Genomic DNA, 21,115 nt, shown 5'->3' with positions numbered 1-21,115 from the left:
CGGGAAGGAAAAAAGAAATTCCTGAAAAGAATTGGCCGGATGCGGCGCGACGTATCCCTGGACCCGCAATATGGGCAGGTTCTTTTGAAAGTGAGCATGTTAACGTTGAGAATAGAGGATAATTAACCGGAAGGTACAAAGATATCAACCGGTTCGTCCTATACTTATAAAATTAAAACGGAAGCAGCCTTTGGCTTAACGGAGGTCAACTTCAATTGTGGCTGACTTAGCAGCGTATATGCCAGCAACAGGCGGCAGCTCAGCCAGAGGATACCTATTTTAATCGGACGTGTTACTCAACCGTATCCAGGTGCTGGTGAAATGCCCGAAAACGGGCTTTTTCAGAGGTATTTTTTCCTTCTATTTTGCAATTGAACAACAGTTGTGGTATCGATCTCATATTGCAAATGCCTTTTGAGAGATTTGCCTTATGATGTCATCCAATTCCACGGCAGTCACCAAAATCTGGTTTAGCATGGTCTGCTTGTCGGCCTCCGAATTTTCATGATCTTGCAAAAGGCCAACAATAGCCATCAATCTTGCAACCGGCGACCGCAGTACATGGGATTGCATGTAGGAAATATCCTTCAGCGCCTTGTTTTGTTTTTCAATCGCGTCGATATATTTCAGTCGTTCTGTTATGTCTGAGGCCAGGATAACTTTCGCTTTTTTACCCTTGAACAAAATGAAATTGCTCTGAATATCGACGTTTATAATCCTTCCGTCTTTTGTCAGGTGCCTGAATATCCCCTCAAAATGTCTTCTGCCATGGGTTTTAGAAGATGATATTACTTCGAGCAAAAGCGGGATATCCTCTGGTGGCCTGATTTCCTTAATAGTCATTTCCAGGAATTCTTCCGCGCGGTAGCCATACTGGCGGACTGCAGCCTCGTTTACATCAAGAAACCGGAGCGTTTCCATTTCGTATACCCACATGGGCTGCGGGCTTAAATGGAAAAGGTCGCTGTACCGCTTTTCGGATTCTGTCAGTTCCATAGACCGTTTTTTCCGTTCCAGGCTGTAAAGAATACTTTTATGCAAGGCAGAGGCCGACAATTCGTCTTTCAAAAGATAATCGCTGATGCCGAGCGCAAGGGATTTAATACTGAATGGGATGTCGTCGTAACCCGTCAACACAATCACCGGGATCGTTTCGCACAGGGACAGCATTTCCTGGATCAGTGTTTCCCCGCTCTTATCCGGGAGGGACAGGTCGAGCAGGACAACATCAAAGCCGGCATTTTCATCGGAGAACACCTTCCGACAGTTATTGAAATCACGGGCATGAAATATTTGGGGGAAACCGATCAGTTCTTCCAGATACTCATTGATAAGTTCAAGGTCGCCGGGATTATCCTCGACGATCAGGATGCGGTAGGTTTGTGTATCCTTGATCATGTTTGCTTAATCGTCTGATGGTAGAGGGTAATTGGGCCGTGTTGTTGTCAGAATCCTGGACGTCTAACAGTGCATTCCGCAGAAGTTCAGGGTCTATAGGTTTGGTGATATAGCCGTCTGCATAGTTCCTGTAGGCCCGCCCGATATCTGAATCAGACAATGATGTTGACAGCATGACAACGGGTATGTGCGCAAGAAGTTCGTGGGTTTTGATGAATGAGAGAACTTCATGGCCGTTCTTTCTGGGCAGGTTGATGTCCAGCAAAATCAGGTCCGGTAAGTCGGAGCCGGAGTAAATGCCTCTTTGGCACAAGAAGTCAATTGCCTGCTGACCGTCTTTGACGACACTCAGCAGGTTTGCAAAATTTACTTCTTCAAGAGCTTCTGTTGTGAGCAATACGTCTCCTTCATTATCCTCCACCAAGAGAATGTGCACTGCCTTCATGAGCTGGTTTTCTAATGGTAAAATAAAAGGTGCTGCCCTCTCCCGGCTTGGACTCGACCCAGATCCTGCCTCCAAGATTTTCCACGATTTTCTTGGTGACAGCCAGGCCCATTCCCGTTCCGGAAAATTCTTCCCGGCTGTGCAATCTTTGGAAAATAATGAAGATTTTGTCGAAATATTCTTCTTCAATCCCAATTCCATTATCCCTGACGGAAAATTGCCAGTACGACTCTGAATCTTCATAATCAATTTGGATCGTCACCGGTTTGTCCCCTGTATTGTATTTTAATGCATTTCCGATCAGGTTTTGAAATACCTGGCGAAGCTGCGTCCTGAATCCGGTGATTGTGGGAAGTTTTACAGTGTAAATAGTGGCCCGTTTTTCCGCGATCTGTTTCTTGAACAAGGGTTTGATTTCATCGACAATATCATTGAGGTTCAGGGTATCACCATCTTCATTAACTCTGCCGACCCTCGAAAATTCGAGCAGGTCCAGGATGATCTGTTTCATCCTCTGGGCGCCATCGACCGCAAAGTGAATGTAACGTTTTCCTTTTTCATCGATAATCCCACTATATTTCTTCTCCAGCAAAGTCAGAAAGCTGGACACCATGCGCAATGGTTCCTGCAGATCGTGCGATGCCACAAAGGCAAACTGCTCCAGGTCTGCATTGGATATGGCCAGTTCCTTGGCCTGCATTTGTTGTTTGTCATACAAGTCTTTGAGCCGTATTTCTGTTGTTTTCCGTTCCGTCACATCTTTCAGATAAATCGACAGACCCTTTTCAGAGGGGTAAACGCTGATCGCATACCAGCTGGACAAGGGCTCGTAGTAAATCTCAAACTGCGCAGTCTGATTTGTATCAATGGCTTCCTGATATCTTTGAAAAGTGTAAGACCCGATACTTTTTGGGAACCCGCTCCAAAGTGGTTTTCCGACAATGTCTGATTTCGGGATCCCGAATAATTTCTCCGCCTTGTTGTTCCAATAGGTAACCGTCCATTGTTTATCCATGGCAAAAAACGCATCGCCAATGCTTTCCAGAATGACCTTTTTTTCGGCAAGCGTGTTCATAAAGGCGATTTCCGCGTTTTTCCGGTCATCTATATCCTGAAAGCTGCCATAGATGCGATGGCAGCTGCCATTGACGTTTTCGGCCTCACCAATAATCCTTACCCAACGTTCATTTCCTCTTCCGGTAATGATTTTGACCTCGGTGTCTATAGGGGCACCTTCCTGGACGCACCGCTCCATCATCCGCAAGATCGTGTCTCTGTCCGTACCTTCTTTATAAAAATCCGTTGCGGAGTCAAAATCAGGAATGAAGTCGTCGGCCACCTCATGAATGATGCGTGTGATTTTGGACCAATAAACGGTACCGTTCATCAAATCTACCTCCCAACTGCCGATTCGCGCGAGTTGATTCGTCTTATCCAGCAGGTTCTCAAGTTCCTTTTTGTCAGAAATATCTTTTCCGACACAAAACAAAAACCCGGCTTCGCTGGACTTGCTGGCAGTCCAGGCAAGCCATTTGGTTTTACCTGATTTGGTGACATATCTGTTTTCAAAGTACAAAGTGATGCCGTCATTAAAATTTTGCATCCTGAGCTTGCTGGCTTCCAGATCATCCGGGTGCAGAAATGCGTCTATTGGCATTGACAGGAGCTCTTCCTCGGTGTAGCCGAGCAAAACAGACATGGCAGGATTCACTTTTCTTAAATAACGGTCGGTGCCTGTCACACAAATGATGTCGGGAGCCGAATTGAAGATCTGATAGTACTCCTCTTCCAGACGTTTACGCTTCACTTCTGCACCGACATGTGTTCCAAGAGCCCCCAGAATATTTGAAACGACATTTTCCAGTCCTTTTCGAGATCTAAGGCCAAGTAGCATAACCCCAATTACCTCATTGTTGAATGTCAGCGGAATACCGTAAGCCGACGAGATCGCTGCTTTTTCGTAACAAAAATAAGTATTGCCTTTCAGGTCATCCCAGTACCGGACAATCTTGCTGTCCCATGTGATGCCCGGAAGGCCTTCTCCTTTTTTCAGGTAAAGGTCACTGTCAAAGTCGCTCGTAAACCCGGATGTGCCGGCAACCTGCATACGTCGGGAAGATAGGGCGATCTCTTTTCGTCCGGTCGTAATCAGCCACGCTTCCCCCAAGGCAAAATCCCCGAATTCCATCACAGCACTCAGCATCAGGTCGAGCATATTTGCCAGACTGATGTCCTTATTGAAAATATGGCTGATATCTGACAGCAGTGTTTTACGTAGCTCTTCGTTCTTACGTTCAGTAATGTCAATGTACGAACCGAGCAGTCGGAGAGGTTGCTGGTTGTCATCGCAAACCACAAAAGCCTTGCCCAGCAAAGTTCCGGTAGAGTCGTCGTCTTTGAAGTAGAAAATCTCATTTTGCCAGCTTGTTAAGCCCGAAAACCGGATGTTGCTGATTGCCTCCTCCATCAACTTTCTGCTTTCAGGACGGATTTTGTTGAAAAATTCGTCCTGTGGTGGTATAGCGAGTGCTGGGTCGAACCCGAACATCACAAAGTGGCTTTCGTTCCACCAGATTTCATTGGTTGCTAAGTTCCATTCGAATAATGCCTCCTCAGTCGTTTTCGCGATAAGTGTAAATCTTTCGTTCAGCTGGTTGATCTGTGCCTCCGCTTTTTTCCGGTCCGATATGTCGCTGATAAAAATGGACAGGCCGCCGTTTGAGGGAAATATCCGGTTTTCCTGCCAAAGGTCCAGGGGCTCGTAATAATCCTCGTTTTTGATGTAGCGTTCTTCGGTAAAAGCCTGCATGATCGCTTCATAGGTTGCTGAGCCTACCGCTTCGGGAAACAACTCCCAGATCTGCTTCCCGATAATCGATTTTTCATCCATATCCAGGATTTGCCCAATCCGCTTGTTGGCATACAGATAGCGCAGGTTACGATCCAGCGCGATAAAACCATCGGTAATGCTTCCCAGCAAATCCTCCATCTGGTTGGTTTTGCTCTTTAGTTCCAGGGCCGAATTTTTCGCATCCGTAATGTCATAAATGAAGGTGTAGAAACCTGCGACCACTTGGTGTTTGGTATCCGGCAGAAAATGGATTCGAAAATATTGAATCGTGTCATCGGGTCGGTCCACCTGGGTTTCAAATACCTGGATCTGCCCGCCCAGCACTCCCTGAATATACTTTTCATCTCCGGAATACCCGAATTGGTCTGTACTCAGTAAAACAGAGTAGGGGCTTCCGATCACTTCTTCGGTGGCTTTGCCGAGCTTGTCCAGGTAAGGCTGGTTAATAAACTGGCAACGCAGATCGGACGAGCAATAAGCGACCAGGGCAGGTAAGTTATCGGTAAGCGTTTTGATAAAGCGTGCATGTTCGGCCACAAGCTCTTCGCCCGCTTTTCTTTCCGTGATATCCGAACGGATCGCCACATACTGGTATGGCTTGCCTTTATCATTCACGAAAGGGACAATGGTTGTATCCACCCAGTAAAAGCTCCCGTCCTTGGCTTTATTTTTTAATTCACCTTTCCAGACCTTTCCCCCGGAAATGGTTTGCCATAGCTCGCGGAAAAAAGCCTTGTCGTGAAAAGAAGAGTTGATGATACGGTGGTCCCGGCCGATCAGCTCTTGCCGACTGTATTTTGAAATCCTGCAGAAGTTATCATTGACATGCTTGATGATGCCTTTGTGGTCAGTTATCGCGACGATAGCCGATTCGTTAATGGCATATTTGTAGGCAGACAATTCCTGGACCGTATCCCGAAGCAAATGCTCTGATCCTTTTTCGGAAGTAGCCTCCCTGAAAGTCAGTAAGATTGCTTCCGCTTCCCTGTCCTGCAGCATATTGGTAAGAGCACATTGAAGCGTGACGAAGCCTCCGTCAAAATGCCTTGCCCGAAATTCAAACGACTTTTGCAGACCGGGATATTTCACTATCTCATCAAACTGGCGCCTGACCTTCATGAGGTCGTCCGGATGTACCATATCTTCGACCGCGCTGAATGAGCGCATGGCGGTTGTCCACCCTGTAATGCGTTCCGAAGCAGGGTTACGATAAATGAGGTTCAGGTCCCGGTCGAACAGTGAGATCCCGGAATAACTGTTTTCGGCTAATTTCTGAAAAAAGGAACTATTGAGAACCGCCCGGCCATTGCGTTTCTCCCGGTCATGGGTTTGCGGCAACTGTCCGTTTATCTTACCAGAAAACTCAACAATGCTGACGGTATAGCCCATAAGACTGTTGGCATCGTGCAATCCGGCGATTATGACGTCCGCTAAAAAGGTAGAACCGTCTTTTTTAGTTAATGGGCAGGTTGTCAGTATCTTGTGGGTAGCGGTTTCATTTTGCAGGAGGACGGAGAAAATGTCGGTTTTGTTTTCGGCAGGGCCGCACAACACCGACGCAGATTGACCAATCATATCTGTATTTGAGTAGCCGAAAAGTTGCTCAGAGTCCTGGCTCCAGCCACTGATGAGGCCCAGTTCGTTTATGAGGAAGGAGACATGCATTGGCTTCATATTTGTCCGAACACCCTTTGAGCCGATTACTCCAATTTCATTATGGAGTATCTGTTCACCTGGTAAATCTGATGCAGAGGGTGCTAGTGAATTTCGATTAGTTTGTGCGAAAAGGACTTTTTTAATTGGAATTACTCCTTATAAAATTTCATTTTTCCGGGCAAAATAAGCCGGGCCTTTAAGCAACCTGCAAGGTTGTATTCCGATACCTCATAGCCCCACCGGCGATGCGTTGCGTTCTGCCTGAGAAAGTTGGGCCACTCCGATAGCCAATATGAGCATATCTGGTCTTACCCCGTAGGCAGTGAAACAGCACAAAAGCCAGTGTGGGCGATGTCTGGCCACATCTTGCCCGGAGCATATGGACCAGCGTGAAAACACTTTTAAATTCGTTGAGCTTTAGTCTGGGCGTTTGCTCGAATCATTAACCTGGGCGAAGGCCAAAAGTTGATCCCGCCAATGTCCTCTGGGATAGTTCAGCGGCGTAAAACCTTTGCGTTCTTGCGTGAGAGGCGCAACTACGCTGTCTGTAAAAGCATCATGTAGGAAAACAGTATCTATGCCACAAAATTCCACTTCTTCGGTAAGCCACAAAATCCTTCAGATTATACTCGCCGTACTGGCTACATTCATCGGACTGTATCCATTGTTCTATTTTTTCCAGGGTAACTTTGGGCTGTTGGCAAGAAGGACAGCGAGCTATTGGCCAGTGCGATATGGAGCTCAGCTTTCTACATGCACATTACTGCCGGTGGCCTGGCCCTGTTGTTAGGCTGGGTTCAGTTTAGTCAAAGGATCAGAATAGCAGCTCCTGCCCTGCACCGCAACCTTGGGAAACTGTATCTGTTATTTGCGCTTTGCAGTTCGGTTTCTGCTGCATATCTGGCACTGCACGCAGACGGGGGATTGATCGCCACAATGGGATTTCTATGCCTTGCCATTGTGTGGTTTACCAGCACATTCATGGGTTACTCCAGCATTTTGAAGGGGCGAGTTAGTCGGCACCGGCAATTCATGATTTTCAGCTACGCAGCGTGCTTTGCTGCGGTAACACTGCGCATATTGCTACCCTTGCTGGTCGCTATTTGCCAGGATTTTATCAAAGCTTATGTTCTTGTGGCATGGTTGTGCTGGCTCCCCAATATGTTTGTTGCGTATTGGTTAACCCGAAATATGAAACAATCTGACAGCGGGAGGGCTTGAAGCAATTGCATGATCAATGCAGAATCCATTTTTGATTCGGTTTGCTGGCACATTAAGCTGGTGAATAAAAAAGAAAAGCTGCAAATGTGGTACCGGTGAGCCGCAGTGCGGTTGCAAAAGGACCTTGTGTCAGTCTGGTTACCGCTGACTTGACTACCTTTGTTTTATTTTTCAAGATATGTTTAGGCATAAGGGCAAAAACAGAAGGCCGGTCCATAATTTGAAGCTCGCATCTTTGTTATCATTCGTGGCAGGAATCGTAAATGTGACGGGCTTCTTCGCGCTTGCTGTGCTTACGACAAACGTCACCGGCCACTTTGCCTATTTCGCTGATAGGGTAATCAAGCAGGACTTTTCCGGAGCATGGGTCTTTTTAATCTAAATTCTCTGTTACCTGGCAGGCGCTTTCGTCTCAAACACGATTTTGGAGGCCGGGTTTCGCCTCGCGCCGCGCTACGCGCATACTATTCCGGTGTTTATTGAAATTTTGTTGTTGTCCGCCATTGCTTTTCCCGGCGTTGATGCGATCCATCGAGCTGCCTCGCTGACAGCCTGCATTTTGCTGTTTGCGATGGGGCTCCAAAATGCGACGGTGACGCGCATTTCAAACGCCGTTGTCCGGACCACTCACCTGACGGGATTATTTACCGATCTGGGAATCGATTTGTCGCAGCTGCTGTTTGATGGTCGGTCGGCGCAACGCAAAAAGCTGATCACATCGATCGTATTGCGGCTTTCGATCATTGTCTTTTTCTTTTTAGGCTGTATGGTTGGCGGGCTGGGGTATAGCTACTACCGGAATAAGATACTTGTTGTTGCCATTGTCTGCCTTGCCATAGGTGCTGCGTACAGCACGCTGCGCTACCATATACTCGTTGTGCAAAAGAATTGGCCACATAGGTCCCATCCACAAACTGAACGGGCGGGAGAGTAACCCTGGCGCGACCTGGAACAGCGCCCGATCACTGCAGCTTCGCTGATCGCTGACGAAGCGCTATATTCTACCGGAGCTACGATCAACGGTAGTCTTTCTCTGTCTGCCCTGAATCCATCGGGAGCGTCAGTACAGATGTGCAGCCTTTGCCATGTATACTCTCAATACTCAGATCACCGCCGTTGCCCAATGCAAATTCCCTGCAGAGTTTCAATCCGATGCCATTCCCTCTTTCGTTGTTTGTCCCGTAACTCGAATGAACGGTACCCGGATCAAAGAGTTTGTCCAATACAAAGGGCTCAATACCCTTTCCAGTATCGCGAATCCTGATGATAGCCGAAGGTCCATGCACCTGGGAAGATATGTGGACGACCGAATCGGGATAGCTGAACTTGACAGCATTGCTCAACAGGTTCCTCAGGATCACTTCCAGTTGCCTTTTGTCCACATATAGCCGTACGGCCGCAAGGCTGCTTTTACTCAGATCGATAGACTTATCCTCGAACTGGGGTTTGAGAAACCGGTAAACTGTTTCGACTACCGCCACCAGGTCAACTGTTTCCCTTCGGGGCAAGGGATCTGTGAACTGCGTTTTGCTCCATTCGAGCAGCGAGGAGATATTGCTTTGCAGGTTGTTGACCTGGGCCAGCAACTGGCCCGAGATCCGGTTGAATTCAACTCTGTCCAAATGATCATCGGCCAGCATCGACAGCGCCGTGTAAACAGTTGCTACGGGTGATTGGATGTCGTGGGCAACGACGGACATGATCTTGCTGTTGTTCGCATTCAGGTTTTCCAGCTCCTTGTTTTGCTGCTCGATCCGGTTCTGATAAGTGGTGGTCTGGCGCTTGAAGTAGTGCAAGAAATAGAGGTACAGGCATAAGCTGATGGCGATGACCATATTCTTGTTCCAATCCGGGATAGCTGTGGCAAGCGGCGGGAGTTTATTAATCTGCACAATGAAAAACAAAAGGCCGTTGAGTATACCGCAAGCCATGGCGATCCAGTTGCTTTTCCAGATGATAAAATTCACCCCTAAGAACAGCAGCAGGAAATACTCAGCGTTGTTGTGATAGTAAAACGTGCTGACCGTGCAGCAAACCGAGAAAACCGTACTTACGATCAGCGGCGGAACTACTTTCTGGCCGTAGCGATGGAAAACAGGGACACTGAATCCAGCCAGCATAGCCAACAAGTCCAGCCAGCACAACAGAAAATAGCCGTGCAGGTAGTTGGAGACAAGAAAGGCGGCCGAGCAGCAGCCTGCGGACATACCGGCAATGTTCGTCACAACGATCCGTCGGTGTTCCTGGTAGGGCATGGAAGGCAAGACGCCTGTCCTGATCAAACTTTTCCACCAAAGCAAGTATCCAGGCGTAGAAAGCATTTATGGGTAATTTAAGGCGTCACATCGGATGCTGCCAGAGGTTGGTATAACGTGAGTATGAATGACAAAGGTCTGAAATAATTCGAAATGGTTGTAGTAGCCCAGGTGTATTAATAAACATAACGTGCGACTGAAGGATCCGTGGCGTTATCGGGATTCTTGATTGCGGCCTCAAAAGAATGGGTATATCAGCGAAAGGGGGATCACTGCGTCCCCCTGGATACGGGGTATAGGTTATACGGTGAATGCGACTAGAGCGAGAGCCCGCAGCGCCGTCTTAAAGTGCTCTTGTTCAAGAGCCGCCTGATCCGGTTGGTAGAGGCAATTACCCGATCAGGCGGAATGCATCGGGCCGATAACGCGGGTATAAAGCGTAAATTCAGCAAACAGACGTGCCTTCATAAATCCAGGTCCGACCCCAGCCTGCCTCCGCCTTGCAGAAATGAAAGCGTCAGGTGTGCCGGGGTCGAACAGGAGTTTTCGCCCTTGCTCTCACGCGTGAGCTGGTCGCCCATCCCAGCAAGGTAACAACGGACTACCAATTCGCCCCTTCTTCCTAGTGATATGCTGCGTCTTTTTCAACTCCTGATTTCTCTCCGCATGAACAAATAATAAGAATATGCAAAACAAAGAAAAGTTGCGGCTATTAGCCCCGTCAGTTGGGGCCAGACCACCATCAGGCTTTCTTTGAACGGAAGTGGCGAAGGAATAGCGCCCGCCATCTGCTCCATTGTCAGGGGGCCCAAGCTACGCACTGATGGCATCAGCAATGTGGTTGTCGCATCGGAAAACAACTGGCTTGGTGCCAGGCGGAGTATGTTCAGCATGATTTCATTGTATTTGACGAGGTTCGTCTGGGTCAACATGGCCTGTCTGGGAACGAATGCCCCGATTACCAAATTGGCAACAATCTGATAAAATACGGTAAAAAATAACCACAGGCCGATCGATGCGAGCGCAGAAGTGGCCGTATGTCTGAACGCAATGGAAAGCAGTATTGACAAGCTCAGCCAAAACCCTACATAAACGACAGTCAGGCTGGCAAACGTGAAGATCCGGAGTACTTCGACCGGCTCGATCCAGACGCCCGTAATGCACAAACCCGCACCTATCATGAGCAGGATCAGGGTAAAAAAAAGGGTACCGACAAGGATCAGTGCGCTCACAAATTTTGCCAGGATCAGGTTGTCGCGATACACCGGCTGAGCCATTAGGCGGATCAGGGTGCCGTTATTCTGCTCGGAATTGATCGCATCAAAGCCCAGCGCAATACCGAGCAATGGACAGAGGAAGTTCAGGAATACATGAAACGGGGGCATCGTGCCATCTGTACCGGTAAGCAGTTTTAAATAAACAAACGTGTTGTCTGGATCCTGTGCATTTGAAACGGCATCCCTGATATTGCTCAGCGACACATACAAAGCCCCCAAAAATGTGAGGATCAGCAAGGCCAGCAACAGGATGAGCCGCCAGCTCCGGATATGGTCCGCCACTTCCTTGGCAACCATCACCCTGAATGTACCGGACGAATCTGCGGCGGCTTTACTTTTTATTGAGATACCTTTGGAAAATACCGCGAGACTTTTCATTGGCATTGTTTTCGGTTAAATTGTTATCAAAGTATTTTTGATAAATTTCATCAAGTCCGAACTCTCTCTTTTGAACGCCCATCACATCAAGGCCTTTAGCGACAAAGAAACGGACCATATCGGGCGTTACATCCGAAGAACAGGTGATCTGCACGAGGTTTTCGGAAATTTGCAACTCTTGCACGTCTCTCATGTTTCGCAGTTCGGCAGCATGCTCCCAAGAAGCAGACAGGGGCTCTCTCACCGTGATGCTCACCGAATAGGATTCGTCGGCGAAAAGATGCTGCGAAAGCTGATGGATATTGCCCTCCATCTGCATTTTACCCGCAGCGAAAATACCAACACGGTCACAGACCTGCTGCACCTGATGCAAATGGTGAGAGGATAGCAAGACGGTCAGTCCCTGTTCGCGGCTCAGCTGTCGGATCAAGACAAGGAACTCCCTCACACCCGCGGGATCGATGCCGAGCGTGGGTTCGTCCAGGATAATGACTTCAGGTTGTTTGATCAGCACTTCGGCAAGACCCAGCCTTTGTTTCATACCCCGAGAAAAAACGGAAGTTCTTTTATGCGCCGAAGCGCCCAGTCCTAGCAGGTCCATCAGATCCAACGCACGCTTGTGTGCCTTTTCACCCGGGATGTTATTCAGTTTGCCGGTGTATACCAGGTTTTCAAGGGCTGTCATGCTGTCGTAGAAGCCAATGCTGTCGGGCATATAACCTACTTTCCTTTTCACCGGGATAGGATGGGTCGTTGCGTCGATTCCGCAGACAAGCGCTTTGCCCGAAGTGGGTTCAGTAAGCCCGAGCATCATCAGGATGGTAGTAGTTTTCCCTGCCCCGTTCGGGCCTAACAATCCGAATATTTCGCCTTTGCCGATTTTCAGGTTCAGGTTATCAACTGCTTTCAGAGAACCGTAGCATTTGGTCAACCCCTTCAAATCAATGACAGGATTTTCCATATTGCTTATCGTCTACCGTATTTTTTGATTAATCTGTATATCAAACCGGTGGCAAGCAAAATCACCAGGATGCCGAGCCAGCCAGATAGTAAGGACGTTTTGACGGTGATCCTGAAGGCGGCATCAGCACTGGCATTCTGACTTCTGGCCGTCAGCGTGGAGACGTAATCCCCGGCTATTGTTTTGTCGGGGACATGCACCTTAGCCGTCACCTCGATAGAACCGGATGGGTCTATACGTTCCACTTTGGCCGGTTCAAACGTGACCTGCCATTTAGGGGGTGTCTGGGCCGTCAGTTCCACATTTGCAAGCGGCAGGGTTCCTGTGTTCTTGATTTTGCACACGATCTCCTCCACAGTGCCTTCTGTAACATCTTCACTTAGTCGCCCCGAAGGAGTGGTCAGTTCAATCTTGTAAGCTCCTTTGAGGACTGCTTCAAGATTGAGCCTAAGCGTGTCTGCTGCCGAAACCGCTGTTACAGGAATTGTATACTTCTGCGGCTTGGAATAAGGGTTCGCGCTGAGTTCTACCGATACCTCCTGCGTCGCTCCCGGTTCGACATGGACCGAGGTGACCTGGCTGCCCAGGGTGCGAAAGGATACGAACCAGCCGGGAGGCACTTTCGCGTCCAGTGCATAATTCTTTGCCTGGCCTGACCCGTTTTTCAGCGTTGCCGAATACCGGAACGGCTCGTTGGCGCTGGCTTCCAGATTAAACAAATTGGTTTGAAAAGAAGAAATTTCGATTGGCTTGCCTGGAGTCTGGGCCTGTGAATTTGCAGAGAGTCCGGCCATGAAAAGCAAACCGCAGATGGAATGAGTGTTGTACTTTTTGAAAGTGGAACAAAAAAGGGACATAATCTAACAAACAAAAGTTATTACTAATTTTCATTCATTAAAGAGTCGTCGCAAAGGTGTTGTTCGCCCTTCGCATACTAATTTCCGGTGAAAATAAATAATGGCGGAGTTTTTCAAAAATCTTGTCAAGAAAATTTCTGTGCGGAATAATTAGCTATCGACAATAACCTTGCGTGCTGTTGCGCCGCCACATGGCTGTCCCGGTAACTTACACCGCAAAGCCCGACGTGGGCCGCCCTACGCGGGGCGCCCGTAAATTACCCGAAAACTTCCCGCCGGATTTATATAAATTGCTTTTTTAACCAAAACCGCTCCGTATGACACCCACTACCTCCAATCCGAAGATCCACGAAGGCCGCAACCTGAAACGCTTCCGCGAACTTTTGGGCATCAAACAGGAATTCCTTGCTTTCGAGCTCGGCGAGGACTGGAACCAGCAGAAGGTTTCTTTGCTCGAACAGAGGGAAAAGATCGATTCTGGCATTTTGGAGCAAGTTTCGGCGATTCTTAAAATCCCTGCTGAGGCGATTCGGAATTTTGATGAGGAGAAAGCAATGAATGTGATTTCTAACACATTTCACAGCGGATCATTTGTAGCGAACTCAGTTGAGACCTATCATAATAATCCGATTGATAAATTGCTGCAGTTGCACGAGGAGAAGATTGCGCTTTATGAGCGGATGTTGAAGGAGAAGGATGAGATGATGGGGCGGTTGGAGCGGTTGATTGGGACTAAATAGGTTACGTTCGTAAAGTCCATATTTTGATATTATTTTTGCACTCATTATACACATACCACCTGACACAGCCATGGAAAGATTCAGAACTGATAAAGCACTTCAAGCCCTTGTTCGCTTCGGCAATCTTGGTGGCGGCAGCCTGAACAAAATGAAAGCGCTGAAACTGATTTGGCTCTCCGACAGATATCATTTAAGACAGTACGGCCGCACAATCACAGGAGACCAATATTTCGCCATGAAAAATGGCCCCGTAGCTTCCTGCACATTTGATTTATTGAAAGGCTCCGGCGTCGCCTTTGACACAGAAGTAATCCAAAACATTGCTAAGTATTTAACATCCAGCCAATATAACTACTCCGTTCACGGAGAGGCTGACATGGATGTTTTTTCTGAAACAGATATAGAAGTAATGGATCTGACTTGGGAAAAGTACAAACAATATGATCATTTCGCTCTATCAGAACTGTCCCACAATTTTCCGGAATGGATTCGCTACAAAGCAAATTTCGAAATCGCTGAAAAAGGCAGGTATGAAATCATCATGGATGATTTCTTCGTGAATGTGAGCGATAAGATAGGCTTGTTCAACGACAGCGAAGAATTCCTAAATGAATCCAGAGAAATTTTCCTGGAATACTCTGCTTAATCGGCCCGATGGAAGTTAGTTTTGAGGCCTTCTATCAGGTACTTAAGGAAAAAAGCATCCTCTATTTTTCGCTTAACTACCAAGGCAATCCCGATCCGCATTATTATGTATTGCTTGACAAGGGCACAGAAATCCTGTTGTTTTCGGTATGCACTTCCAAGCTTGATACGATATTGAATTTTGTCAAAAAGCGTAACCTCGATTATGACACGATTGTCTTTATCGAGAGCGAGCCGGATAATCCTTTCAGCAAGAATACCTACATTAATTGTAATAGCCCGGTTTCAATTCCTTATGGCGAGTTTAAGAAAATGTTTGAGGAAGGGAAGGTAAAGTATAAGGATCAATTGGATGATGAGCATTTTGACCAAATTATCAGTGGGATTTTGAAGAGTCGATTGGTGGAGAGGAAGATTAAGAAGCTTTTTTTGTGAAATTTGGTAGTTTAATTTTAGAAGAAGATGACGGAGCGTGATAAAATTAAAGAAAAGCTTGTTAATAGGGTAATTGCCGAGAATGTTGGTAAGGTAAATCTTCCAATTGATCCTAAAATTGCTAAACGTGTCTATGCATACTTCTATATAAATACTGACATTAAGTTTTTGTTGCAATCAGCCACAAAGCTTCAGTCTCTTCTAAAACAAAACAACCCAAATGAAAACGAAGAGCGATTTGACCAAGATGCGCTGTGGTATGGAATCATTGCAATTTATGGGCGCTGTTTCACAAGCAACTCCGGAAATGCTTCGCTAAAGGAAAAGGATGTCTTCAAGGGAAACGAGGAGATGCTCGAACTGCACCTGGAAATAATGAGATTGCGGCATAAGTTCATTGCTCACAGAGAGGAAACGGAATTTGAGGTTGGAGTAATGGTTCTATCCATAGATCGCATTTTTCGCGATGGTCGGTTGGAGGCAAGTTTACACACACCGTTTCAAAGAAAATCAATTCATCCGCAGGAACTAGATGATTATCTGAGGTTATTCACATTTGTAGGCGAATATGCTATGTCAGTCTTGATGAAGCGTTGCGATCATTTGCTGTCTTTCATTCAAATCAAATCGGGAGTACCGCCAACAGAAGAGGATATTTTAAACATTTTTCTTACCCACAGGGACGAACTATGAACTTTCTAATTCCATTTTCTACCTCTGGAAAGGGAATTGATTTAATTTAATGTTATGATAATTATTAAACGATAGGAAGTTCTTGCCTTTTGGCTCACTATTAATTCCTCCTCTAATAGTTTTCTGTTGTTGGTACGGGATACTTTATTAGTAACTTAGCTTTCCTTCGGAATGCTCTATACTCGGGTGATGCAAATTTCTACAGTCTTTGTATGATACGGCATTATAGATTTAAATTGCTTATGAAGCCTCTTTTACCGTTATTATGTTTATTATGATCCAATGATTACCAAATAAATCCCTAGCGCATGCCAGTTGAAGATTTTACCTCTGCCAGACAGCTATTCAACTATTTGAGGCTTTCTAATGATCAATGGCGTGGCAGCGGGAATTTTATTTTCCGTTCGCAGTACGAGTCTACTAATAAAACCTTTCCTCTTTTACCAACATTGTTCCGCGAAAGAGAAGAGGGGACTTTCCTTGCAAAAGAATTCAATGAAACTGAAAACTGGTTTGTCACGGGACCGAAGGCTGATCAAGCACAATATGGAAACTTGCAGTACCAGTACCCTACATTTTTCAAAGGAATGGTGTTACATGGTACAGAGAAGAGGATCTTAAAAAGGTTTGTAAGTATTGCTAATGGGCTTGGAATCCACATTCCTCAGGCAGAGACAATTTTGAATACCAATATTGGTAAACGGAATATATTAGGCGGCACATTGTCAGGATTTCACAAATTCGAGTCTAACGATTCTTATATGAAAAGTGATGATTTTGACACAAATTACAATAGTCTGACCAATGCGTTCACCAGTGACTTACCAATCTACACTGGCTTAGCTCAACATCACGGTTGTCCTACAAGACTCCTTGACTTTTCATTCAATCCCCTTAAATCGTTATTTCACGCTATAAACAGACCCTTTGTGCCAGACGACGACGCATTTATTATAGTATATGCATTGAGCTATGAGGCAATTGCAACCCAATGGGTGCTCGAAAGATATCGGTACAACGGGATAAACAATATGGAAAAATTGGCGATTTATTCTTCTTTTTTAGTCCCAGCCAGCTCAAACCATTATTTACATCAACAAGAAGGAATGTTTCTCTATCCTCTTTTTCCATTCGATTTCCTGTTGGCATTTAAACGCTATCCGTCGATCGAAGATTTTGTAAAATCAGTTTGGCCATCAGAAGAACAGTCAGATCATTACTATAAAAAATTAAGAATCCCAAGTAGCGAGCTACCAGTAATCTCCGCATATTTAAAGCAGGAGAACATCTCGCTTTCAAAAATGATGCCTACACTCGACAATGTTGTAAAGGAAATAATTTCTTAGCGAATGTTCAGAGTCCCCAAACTTTCATTTTGATTTGCTATCCTTCATTTGCTTATAAGAAAAATTTAGGCGGAACAAGATATCATTGCAAGGTTACGTATTTAGGAATTTTCAGGATGCTAACTTACAAGCGTAAGCTCCACAGGGAATTTAAAGTGAGCAGGTTGAAGTGTAGCAAAGAAAAAAGCACTTACAAGTTTTACCTCATAAGTGCTTGATAATCCGTGGTCTCGTAGGGATTCGAACCCCAAACCTCCTGATCCGTAGTCAGGTGCTCTATCCAATTGAGCTACGAAACCAATTCCCGAACGGGACTGCAAAGATAGGAAAAGAGGCTCTTTTCGCAAGCAATCCACTTTAAAAATTTAAGTTAAGTCCTCATTTCCCTTGAAAATCAGGCTTTTTCTTTTGTAAAAAAGATGAAATCCCTTCCCGGGCGTCGCGGGTTTCGAATAAAATATTCTGATTTACCCGCTCTAATTCCTGCATTCGGGGCAGATCCGATTGGAAAGATTGGTTCAAAACCTTCTTCATGACGCCGATTGCCAGGGTCGGGGCGGTTTGGTAGAAGTGGGTGAGTTTGGCTATCTCGTTGTCCAGTTCTGCTGCGGGAACTGCTTTATTGATCAACCCTATTTGTACTGCTTCCGTTGCGAATACTTTTCGGCCGGTCGAGGATAGTTCGAATGCTTTGGCTATGCCGATTAATCTGGGCAGGAAAAATGTCGCGCCAGCGTCCGGCATTAAGCCAATTTGTACAAAAAGTAAACTCAGGTAGGCATCTTCGCTGGCGATGATCAGGTCGCAGGCCAGTGCCAATGAACAGCCCGCCCCGACAGCCAGACCATTTAACCGGCAAATCACCGGCTTGGGGATTTCACGGATCGCATTGATCATGGGTTCGTAATATTCTTCCAATGTTTCCGCCGCCGTTTTTTTGCTTTCAAGCGCTTCCTTCAAATCCGCTCCGGAACAAAATGCTTTGTCGCCTGCGCCGGTGATGACCACAACGCGGACGGTTTCGTCGGCATGCGCGGCATTGACGGCCTGCGTGATTTCGGAAATCAGCTCCGGATTTAATGCGTGGTAAACCTGAGGACGGTTGAGCGTGATGCGGGCAACTCCCTGTTGGTTTTCGAAAATGAGGTTTTGATACATGGCATGCAATGTTTGTATCAAAAGAAAAAGTAAACGGCCATACTACTTACCAATACGCCCGACACGAAACCAGCCAGAATTTGGGCGGGGTTGTGGGCGTTTAAATGCAGTCGGGCACTCAAAATCCAGCCGCCAGCCAGTATTGTGCCCAGCAGCGGCGCCAGGAGGGCCACTTCGTCAAAGCGCATCAAAAGTCCCGTGAGCATCCCTAGCGCACCACCTATGCCAGTGGCATGGGCGCTGATTTTCCAGAAATAACTGATCATGGTGACCACGGCCAGCGAAACCGTCGCGCTGGCGAGGATTACCGAAATCTGTGGCGCAAGCTCGCCGATTGGTTGCAGTTGCCATCCGAACAGATAGGTGGCCAATGCGTAAATCATCACGCAGGTCAGAAAAGGCAGCCGACGTTCTTTCACATTATCCACGTGAAAACTGCTTATAACCCCCATTTTCCTGAAATAGTAGATGACCAGCGCAGGGGCTAAAAAGGTATTGAGAAACAGCAATAGCAGCAGGCTTCCCAATGCGGGTAAATCAAAAGCACTTACACCCACCAGGTCGGGCGAAAGAAAAAATAGCAATGCAAAAAGATAAGTGGTAAGGATCAGCGGATGAAAAATCACTGACAATATGATGGCAAGTCGGTTATTCAAAACAGAAGTCGTTAAGCTTTAGATCAGCGCAAAATTAAACCGAAATCCAGCGTGTACAACGCTGGCTGAGAGCATAAAAGTAAGTTACCGGTCGCCGATAGGTTTTAAAGGGGTAATTTGTAATTTTGCGCCTCGTTCGAAAAACGCGGAAGGAGTTTATTTATTGACATTAAGATTGAATTGACAAGAAAAATGGGACCGTTGCAAATCAAAGAAATATTACAAACTGCTCCTGAAAGCCAGGCTGTCACTTTAAAAGGCTGGGTAAGAACTAAAAGGGAAAGCAAGAATGCAATTTTCATCGCACTCAACGACGGATCGACCATTCATAATATCCAGGCAGTAGCCGAACCAGGCCAGTTTTCACCTGAATTGCTGCAAACTGTGACGACAGGCGCATGTTTGAAAATCGAGGGTCAACTCGTCGAGTCCCTGGGTTCTGGACAAACTGTTGAAGTAAAAATTACAGATATTTTGGTTTATGGTATCGCCGATCCGGAGGCATATCCTTTGCAGCCTAAGAAACATTCCCTGGAATTTTTGCGTGAGATCGCCCACTTGCGTCCGCGCACCAATACATTCAGCGCAATACTCCGCATTCGCCACGCTTTGGCTTTTGCAGTGCATCAATATTATAATGATAACGGTTTCTTCTATCTGCATACGCCGGTGATTACAGCTTCGGACGCGGAAGGTGCAGGCGAGATGTTCCGAGTAACCACATTGGACCTGAACAAATTACCAAGAACAGAAGAAGGAGCGATCAACTTTAAAGAAGACTTTTTTGGCCGCGAAGCTAACCTGACCGTCTCCGGCCAATTGGAAGGGGAGTTGGGCGCGATGGCGCTTTCGAAGATATATACTTTTGGTCCAACTTTCCGGGCTGAGAATTCCAATACCACTCGCCACTTAGCCGAATTCTGGATGATTGAGCCGGAAATGGCGTTTTTCGAGCTGGAAGATAACATGAACCTCGCGGAGGATTTTGTGAAAAACGTGATCACTTATGCATTGGAAAATTGCAAGGATGATCTCAACTTTTTGCAAAACAGGCTGGCGGAAGAAGAAAAGAACAAGCCACAAAACGAACGTTCGATCCCACTTTTGGAAAAGCTCAGCTTTGTAGTCGATAATCCTTTCGAGCGTCTGACTTACACCGAAGCCATTGATATTTTATTAAAATCAAAACCGCACAAAGAAAAGAAATTCCAATATCCGGTAGGGTGGGGAATTGACCTTTCCAGTGAGCATGAGCGGTATCTCGTCGAAAAACATTTCAAAAAACCGGTGATCCTGACCAACTATCCTCGTGAGATCAAATCATTTTATATGAAGCTCGACGAAGATGGGAAAACGGTTCGCGCGATGGACGTACTTTTCCCGGGCATTGGAGAAATCATCGGAGGCAGCCAGCGTGAAGATAACTACGAGAAATTGCTGGAACGTGTTCACGAAGTAGGTATCGATCCGCAAACGATCTGGTGGTACCTGGAAACCCGCAAGTTTGGCACTGCGCCTCACTCCGGCTTTGGACTGGGCTTTGAACGTCTAGTCCAATTTGTGACGGGCATGGGGAATATCCGGGACGTGATTCCTTTCCCGAGGTATCCGAAGAGCGCGGAGTTTTAACCGGCAAATAAATGCGTTCATCATTCAGGTAAGTTCCTATAAAAAAGGCCAGGCTATAATTTTATCGACTGGCCTTTTTATCAATACCTAATCTTTATTCCTACGCCGCCTTCATCGCCGCCACATTCTGGCAGAAATGCACGAGATCGCGAAAAGTGTAGAAGATGTCCAACTTGCGCGGATTGTGACCGGCTTGTTGTTCATATAGCTCAAAACCGCTGTAAATCTCCCAAAGATGCTCGGCCATCTCGGCGGGCGTATTGAGTTCAAATAATTGTTGCACTTGCTGGCCGTAAGCCGCGCACATCGAGTCCGGAGACTCGGCAGAGTGTGTTTGTTTGTTCATTGTACTATATTTTAGGATAAATGGGGCGCCCTGTTTTAGGTGTCCTAATGCTACAGTACGTGCATCCGGGGGCTTTCGCCGGCCCGCACCATGACAGGGCAGATCGTGTAAGTTTTTCATTTGAGCTGTATTAATAGGAATGCGAATATGCAGATTTTGTGACGAGAA

17 protein-coding genes, 1 tRNA gene and 1 pseudogene are annotated in these 21,115 nt (G+C 46.5%); 8 read left to right on the top strand and 11 right to left on the bottom strand.

Going from position 1 to position 21,115, the window contains the following annotated elements; translation table 11 throughout:
* Positions 1 to 396 precede the first annotated feature (396 nt).
* From AC1XUF_RS24200 to AC1XUF_RS24190, 3 genes are read right to left on the bottom strand one after another with little or no spacing between them, the layout of a single operon-like run.
* A complete protein-coding gene (locus tag AC1XUF_RS24200) occupies positions 397 to 1,398 on the bottom strand; it encodes a PAS domain S-box protein (RefSeq protein WP_483344433.1) in 1,002 nt (333 codons plus the stop codon).
* Positions 1,352 to 1,843 (bottom strand): response regulator, encoded by a 492-nt coding sequence (locus tag AC1XUF_RS24195; RefSeq protein ID WP_483344432.1) that lies wholly within the window; start codon positions 1,841 to 1,843, stop codon positions 1,352 to 1,354. The genes AC1XUF_RS24200 and AC1XUF_RS24195 overlap by 47 nt, the downstream gene beginning before the upstream one ends.
* Positions 1,809 to 6,359 (bottom strand): PAS domain S-box protein, encoded by a 4,551-nt coding sequence (locus AC1XUF_RS24190; protein WP_483344431.1) that lies wholly within the window; start codon positions 6,357 to 6,359, stop codon positions 1,809 to 1,811. The genes AC1XUF_RS24195 and AC1XUF_RS24190 overlap by 35 nt, the downstream gene beginning before the upstream one ends.
* A gap of 744 nt (positions 6,360 to 7,103) precedes the next feature.
* Between AC1XUF_RS24190 and AC1XUF_RS24185 the strand changes: the two genes are divergently transcribed.
* Positions 7,104 to 7,571: a DUF2306 domain-containing protein gene (locus tag AC1XUF_RS24185; RefSeq protein WP_483344430.1), complete on the top strand. Its 468-nt coding sequence runs from the start codon at positions 7,104 to 7,106 to the stop codon at positions 7,569 to 7,571.
* A gap of 178 nt (positions 7,572 to 7,749) precedes the next feature.
* A pseudogene (locus AC1XUF_RS24180) lies at positions 7,750 to 8,505 on the top strand (YoaK family protein).
* An 82-nt stretch (positions 8,506 to 8,587) separates the two neighbouring features.
* On the opposite strand, the gene AC1XUF_RS24175 reads toward AC1XUF_RS24180, so the two are convergent.
* The 4 genes from AC1XUF_RS24175 to AC1XUF_RS24160 form a co-directional block, all read right to left on the bottom strand.
* The gene (locus tag AC1XUF_RS24175; protein ID WP_483344429.1) at positions 8,588 to 9,892 is read right to left on the bottom strand and encodes a sensor histidine kinase; all 1,305 of its coding nucleotides are present in this window, start codon (positions 9,890 to 9,892) and stop codon (positions 8,588 to 8,590) included.
* A gap of 578 nt (positions 9,893 to 10,470) precedes the next feature.
* The gene (locus AC1XUF_RS24170) at positions 10,471 to 11,481 is read right to left on the bottom strand and encodes an ABC transporter permease (RefSeq protein ID WP_483344428.1); all 1,011 of its coding nucleotides are present in this window, start codon (positions 11,479 to 11,481) and stop codon (positions 10,471 to 10,473) included.
* Entirely contained in the window at positions 11,435 to 12,442 is a 1,008-nt protein-coding gene (locus AC1XUF_RS24165) for an ABC transporter ATP-binding protein (RefSeq protein WP_483344427.1), read from the bottom strand. The genes AC1XUF_RS24170 and AC1XUF_RS24165 overlap by 47 nt, the downstream gene beginning before the upstream one ends.
* A 5-nt stretch (positions 12,443 to 12,447) precedes the next feature.
* Complete coding sequence (locus AC1XUF_RS24160) at positions 12,448 to 13,236, bottom strand: COG1470 family protein (protein ID WP_483344426.1); 789 nt, start codon at positions 13,234 to 13,236, stop codon at positions 12,448 to 12,450.
* A 380-nt stretch (positions 13,237 to 13,616) separates the two neighbouring features.
* Between AC1XUF_RS24160 and AC1XUF_RS24155 the strand changes: the two genes are divergently transcribed.
* From AC1XUF_RS24155 to AC1XUF_RS24135, 5 genes are all read left to right on the top strand, one after another.
* The gene (locus AC1XUF_RS24155) at positions 13,617 to 14,039 is read left to right on the top strand and encodes a helix-turn-helix domain-containing protein (RefSeq protein WP_483344425.1); all 423 of its coding nucleotides are present in this window, start codon (positions 13,617 to 13,619) and stop codon (positions 14,037 to 14,039) included.
* Between the two features lie 70 nt (positions 14,040 to 14,109).
* Positions 14,110 to 14,685, top strand: a complete 576-nt coding sequence (locus tag AC1XUF_RS24150) for a Panacea domain-containing protein (protein ID WP_483344424.1) — start codon at positions 14,110 to 14,112, stop codon at positions 14,683 to 14,685.
* Between the two features lie 8 nt (positions 14,686 to 14,693).
* A complete protein-coding gene (locus AC1XUF_RS24145; protein WP_483344423.1) occupies positions 14,694 to 15,119 on the top strand; it encodes a hypothetical protein in 426 nt (141 codons plus the stop codon).
* Between the two features lie 27 nt (positions 15,120 to 15,146).
* Entirely contained in the window at positions 15,147 to 15,812 is a 666-nt protein-coding gene (locus tag AC1XUF_RS24140) for a hypothetical protein (RefSeq protein ID WP_483344422.1), read from the top strand.
* 308 nt (positions 15,813 to 16,120) lie between these two features.
* The gene (locus AC1XUF_RS24135; RefSeq protein WP_483344421.1) at positions 16,121 to 17,158 is read left to right on the top strand and encodes an FRG domain-containing protein; all 1,038 of its coding nucleotides are present in this window, start codon (positions 16,121 to 16,123) and stop codon (positions 17,156 to 17,158) included.
* Positions 17,159 to 17,383: 225 nt separating this feature from the next.
* On the opposite strand, the gene AC1XUF_RS24130 is transcribed toward AC1XUF_RS24135, so the two are convergent.
* The 3 genes from AC1XUF_RS24130 to AC1XUF_RS24120 form a co-directional block, all read right to left on the bottom strand.
* Positions 17,384 to 17,457, bottom strand: a tRNA-Arg gene (locus AC1XUF_RS24130).
* A gap of 79 nt (positions 17,458 to 17,536) precedes the next feature.
* Entirely contained in the window at positions 17,537 to 18,316 is a 780-nt protein-coding gene (locus AC1XUF_RS24125; protein WP_483344420.1) for an enoyl-CoA hydratase/isomerase family protein, read from the bottom strand.
* A 17-nt stretch (positions 18,317 to 18,333) separates the two neighbouring features.
* Positions 18,334 to 18,972, bottom strand: coding sequence for a hypothetical protein (locus tag AC1XUF_RS24120; RefSeq protein WP_483344419.1), 639 nt, complete (start codon positions 18,970 to 18,972; stop codon positions 18,334 to 18,336).
* A 192-nt stretch (positions 18,973 to 19,164) separates the two neighbouring features.
* Between AC1XUF_RS24120 and asnS the strand changes: the two genes are divergently transcribed.
* Positions 19,165 to 20,601: an asparagine--tRNA ligase gene (gene asnS / locus AC1XUF_RS24115; RefSeq protein ID WP_483344418.1), complete on the top strand. Its 1,437-nt coding sequence runs from the start codon at positions 19,165 to 19,167 to the stop codon at positions 20,599 to 20,601.
* Positions 20,602 to 20,701: 100 nt separating this feature from the next.
* On the opposite strand, the gene AC1XUF_RS24110 is transcribed toward asnS, so the two are convergent.
* Positions 20,702 to 20,947 carry a hypothetical protein gene (locus tag AC1XUF_RS24110; protein ID WP_483344417.1) on the bottom strand — a complete coding sequence of 82 codons (246 nt, stop codon included), beginning with the start codon at positions 20,945 to 20,947 and terminating at the stop codon, positions 20,702 to 20,704.
* Between the last annotated feature and the right edge of the window lie 168 nt (positions 20,948 to 21,115).

Source organism: Dyadobacter sp. HNCC25DJ185, assembly GCF_056895195.1.
Note: the sequence above shows the minus strand (reverse complement) of the source record. Positions and strands in the feature narration are given on the sequence as shown.

Excerpts from the sequence above, each read along its gene's own strand:
- AC1XUF_RS24200 (WP_483344433.1), bottom strand. The coding sequence starts at position 1,398 with ATGATCAAGGATACACAAACCTACCGCATCCTGATCGTCGAGGATAAT.
- AC1XUF_RS24195 (WP_483344432.1), bottom strand. The coding sequence starts at position 1,843 with ATGAAGGCAGTGCACATTCTCTTGGTGGAGGATAATGAAGGAGACGTA.
- AC1XUF_RS24190 (WP_483344431.1), bottom strand. The coding sequence starts at position 6,359 with ATGCATGTCTCCTTCCTCATAAACGAACTGGGCCTCATCAGTGGCTGG.
- AC1XUF_RS24185 (WP_483344430.1), top strand. The coding sequence starts at position 7,104 with ATGCACATTACTGCCGGTGGCCTGGCCCTGTTGTTAGGCTGGGTTCAG.
- AC1XUF_RS24175 (WP_483344429.1), bottom strand. The coding sequence starts at position 9,892 with ATGCTTTCTACGCCTGGATACTTGCTTTGGTGGAAAAGTTTGATCAGG.
- AC1XUF_RS24170 (WP_483344428.1), bottom strand. The coding sequence starts at position 11,481 with ATGAAAAGTCTCGCGGTATTTTCCAAAGGTATCTCAATAAAAAGTAAA.
- AC1XUF_RS24165 (WP_483344427.1), bottom strand. The coding sequence starts at position 12,442 with ATGGAAAATCCTGTCATTGATTTGAAGGGGTTGACCAAATGCTACGGT.
- AC1XUF_RS24160 (WP_483344426.1), bottom strand. The coding sequence starts at position 13,236 with ATGGCCGGACTCTCTGCAAATTCACAGGCCCAGACTCCAGGCAAGCCA.
- AC1XUF_RS24155 (WP_483344425.1), top strand. The coding sequence starts at position 13,617 with ATGACACCCACTACCTCCAATCCGAAGATCCACGAAGGCCGCAACCTG.
- AC1XUF_RS24150 (WP_483344424.1), top strand. The coding sequence starts at position 14,110 with ATGGAAAGATTCAGAACTGATAAAGCACTTCAAGCCCTTGTTCGCTTC.
- AC1XUF_RS24145 (WP_483344423.1), top strand. The coding sequence starts at position 14,694 with ATGGAAGTTAGTTTTGAGGCCTTCTATCAGGTACTTAAGGAAAAAAGC.
- AC1XUF_RS24140 (WP_483344422.1), top strand. The coding sequence starts at position 15,147 with ATGACGGAGCGTGATAAAATTAAAGAAAAGCTTGTTAATAGGGTAATT.
- AC1XUF_RS24135 (WP_483344421.1), top strand. The coding sequence starts at position 16,121 with ATGCCAGTTGAAGATTTTACCTCTGCCAGACAGCTATTCAACTATTTG.
- AC1XUF_RS24125 (WP_483344420.1), bottom strand. The coding sequence starts at position 18,316 with ATGTATCAAAACCTCATTTTCGAAAACCAACAGGGAGTTGCCCGCATC.
- asnS (WP_483344418.1), top strand. The coding sequence starts at position 19,165 with ATGGGACCGTTGCAAATCAAAGAAATATTACAAACTGCTCCTGAAAGC.
- AC1XUF_RS24110 (WP_483344417.1), bottom strand. The coding sequence starts at position 20,947 with ATGAACAAACAAACACACTCTGCCGAGTCTCCGGACTCGATGTGCGCG.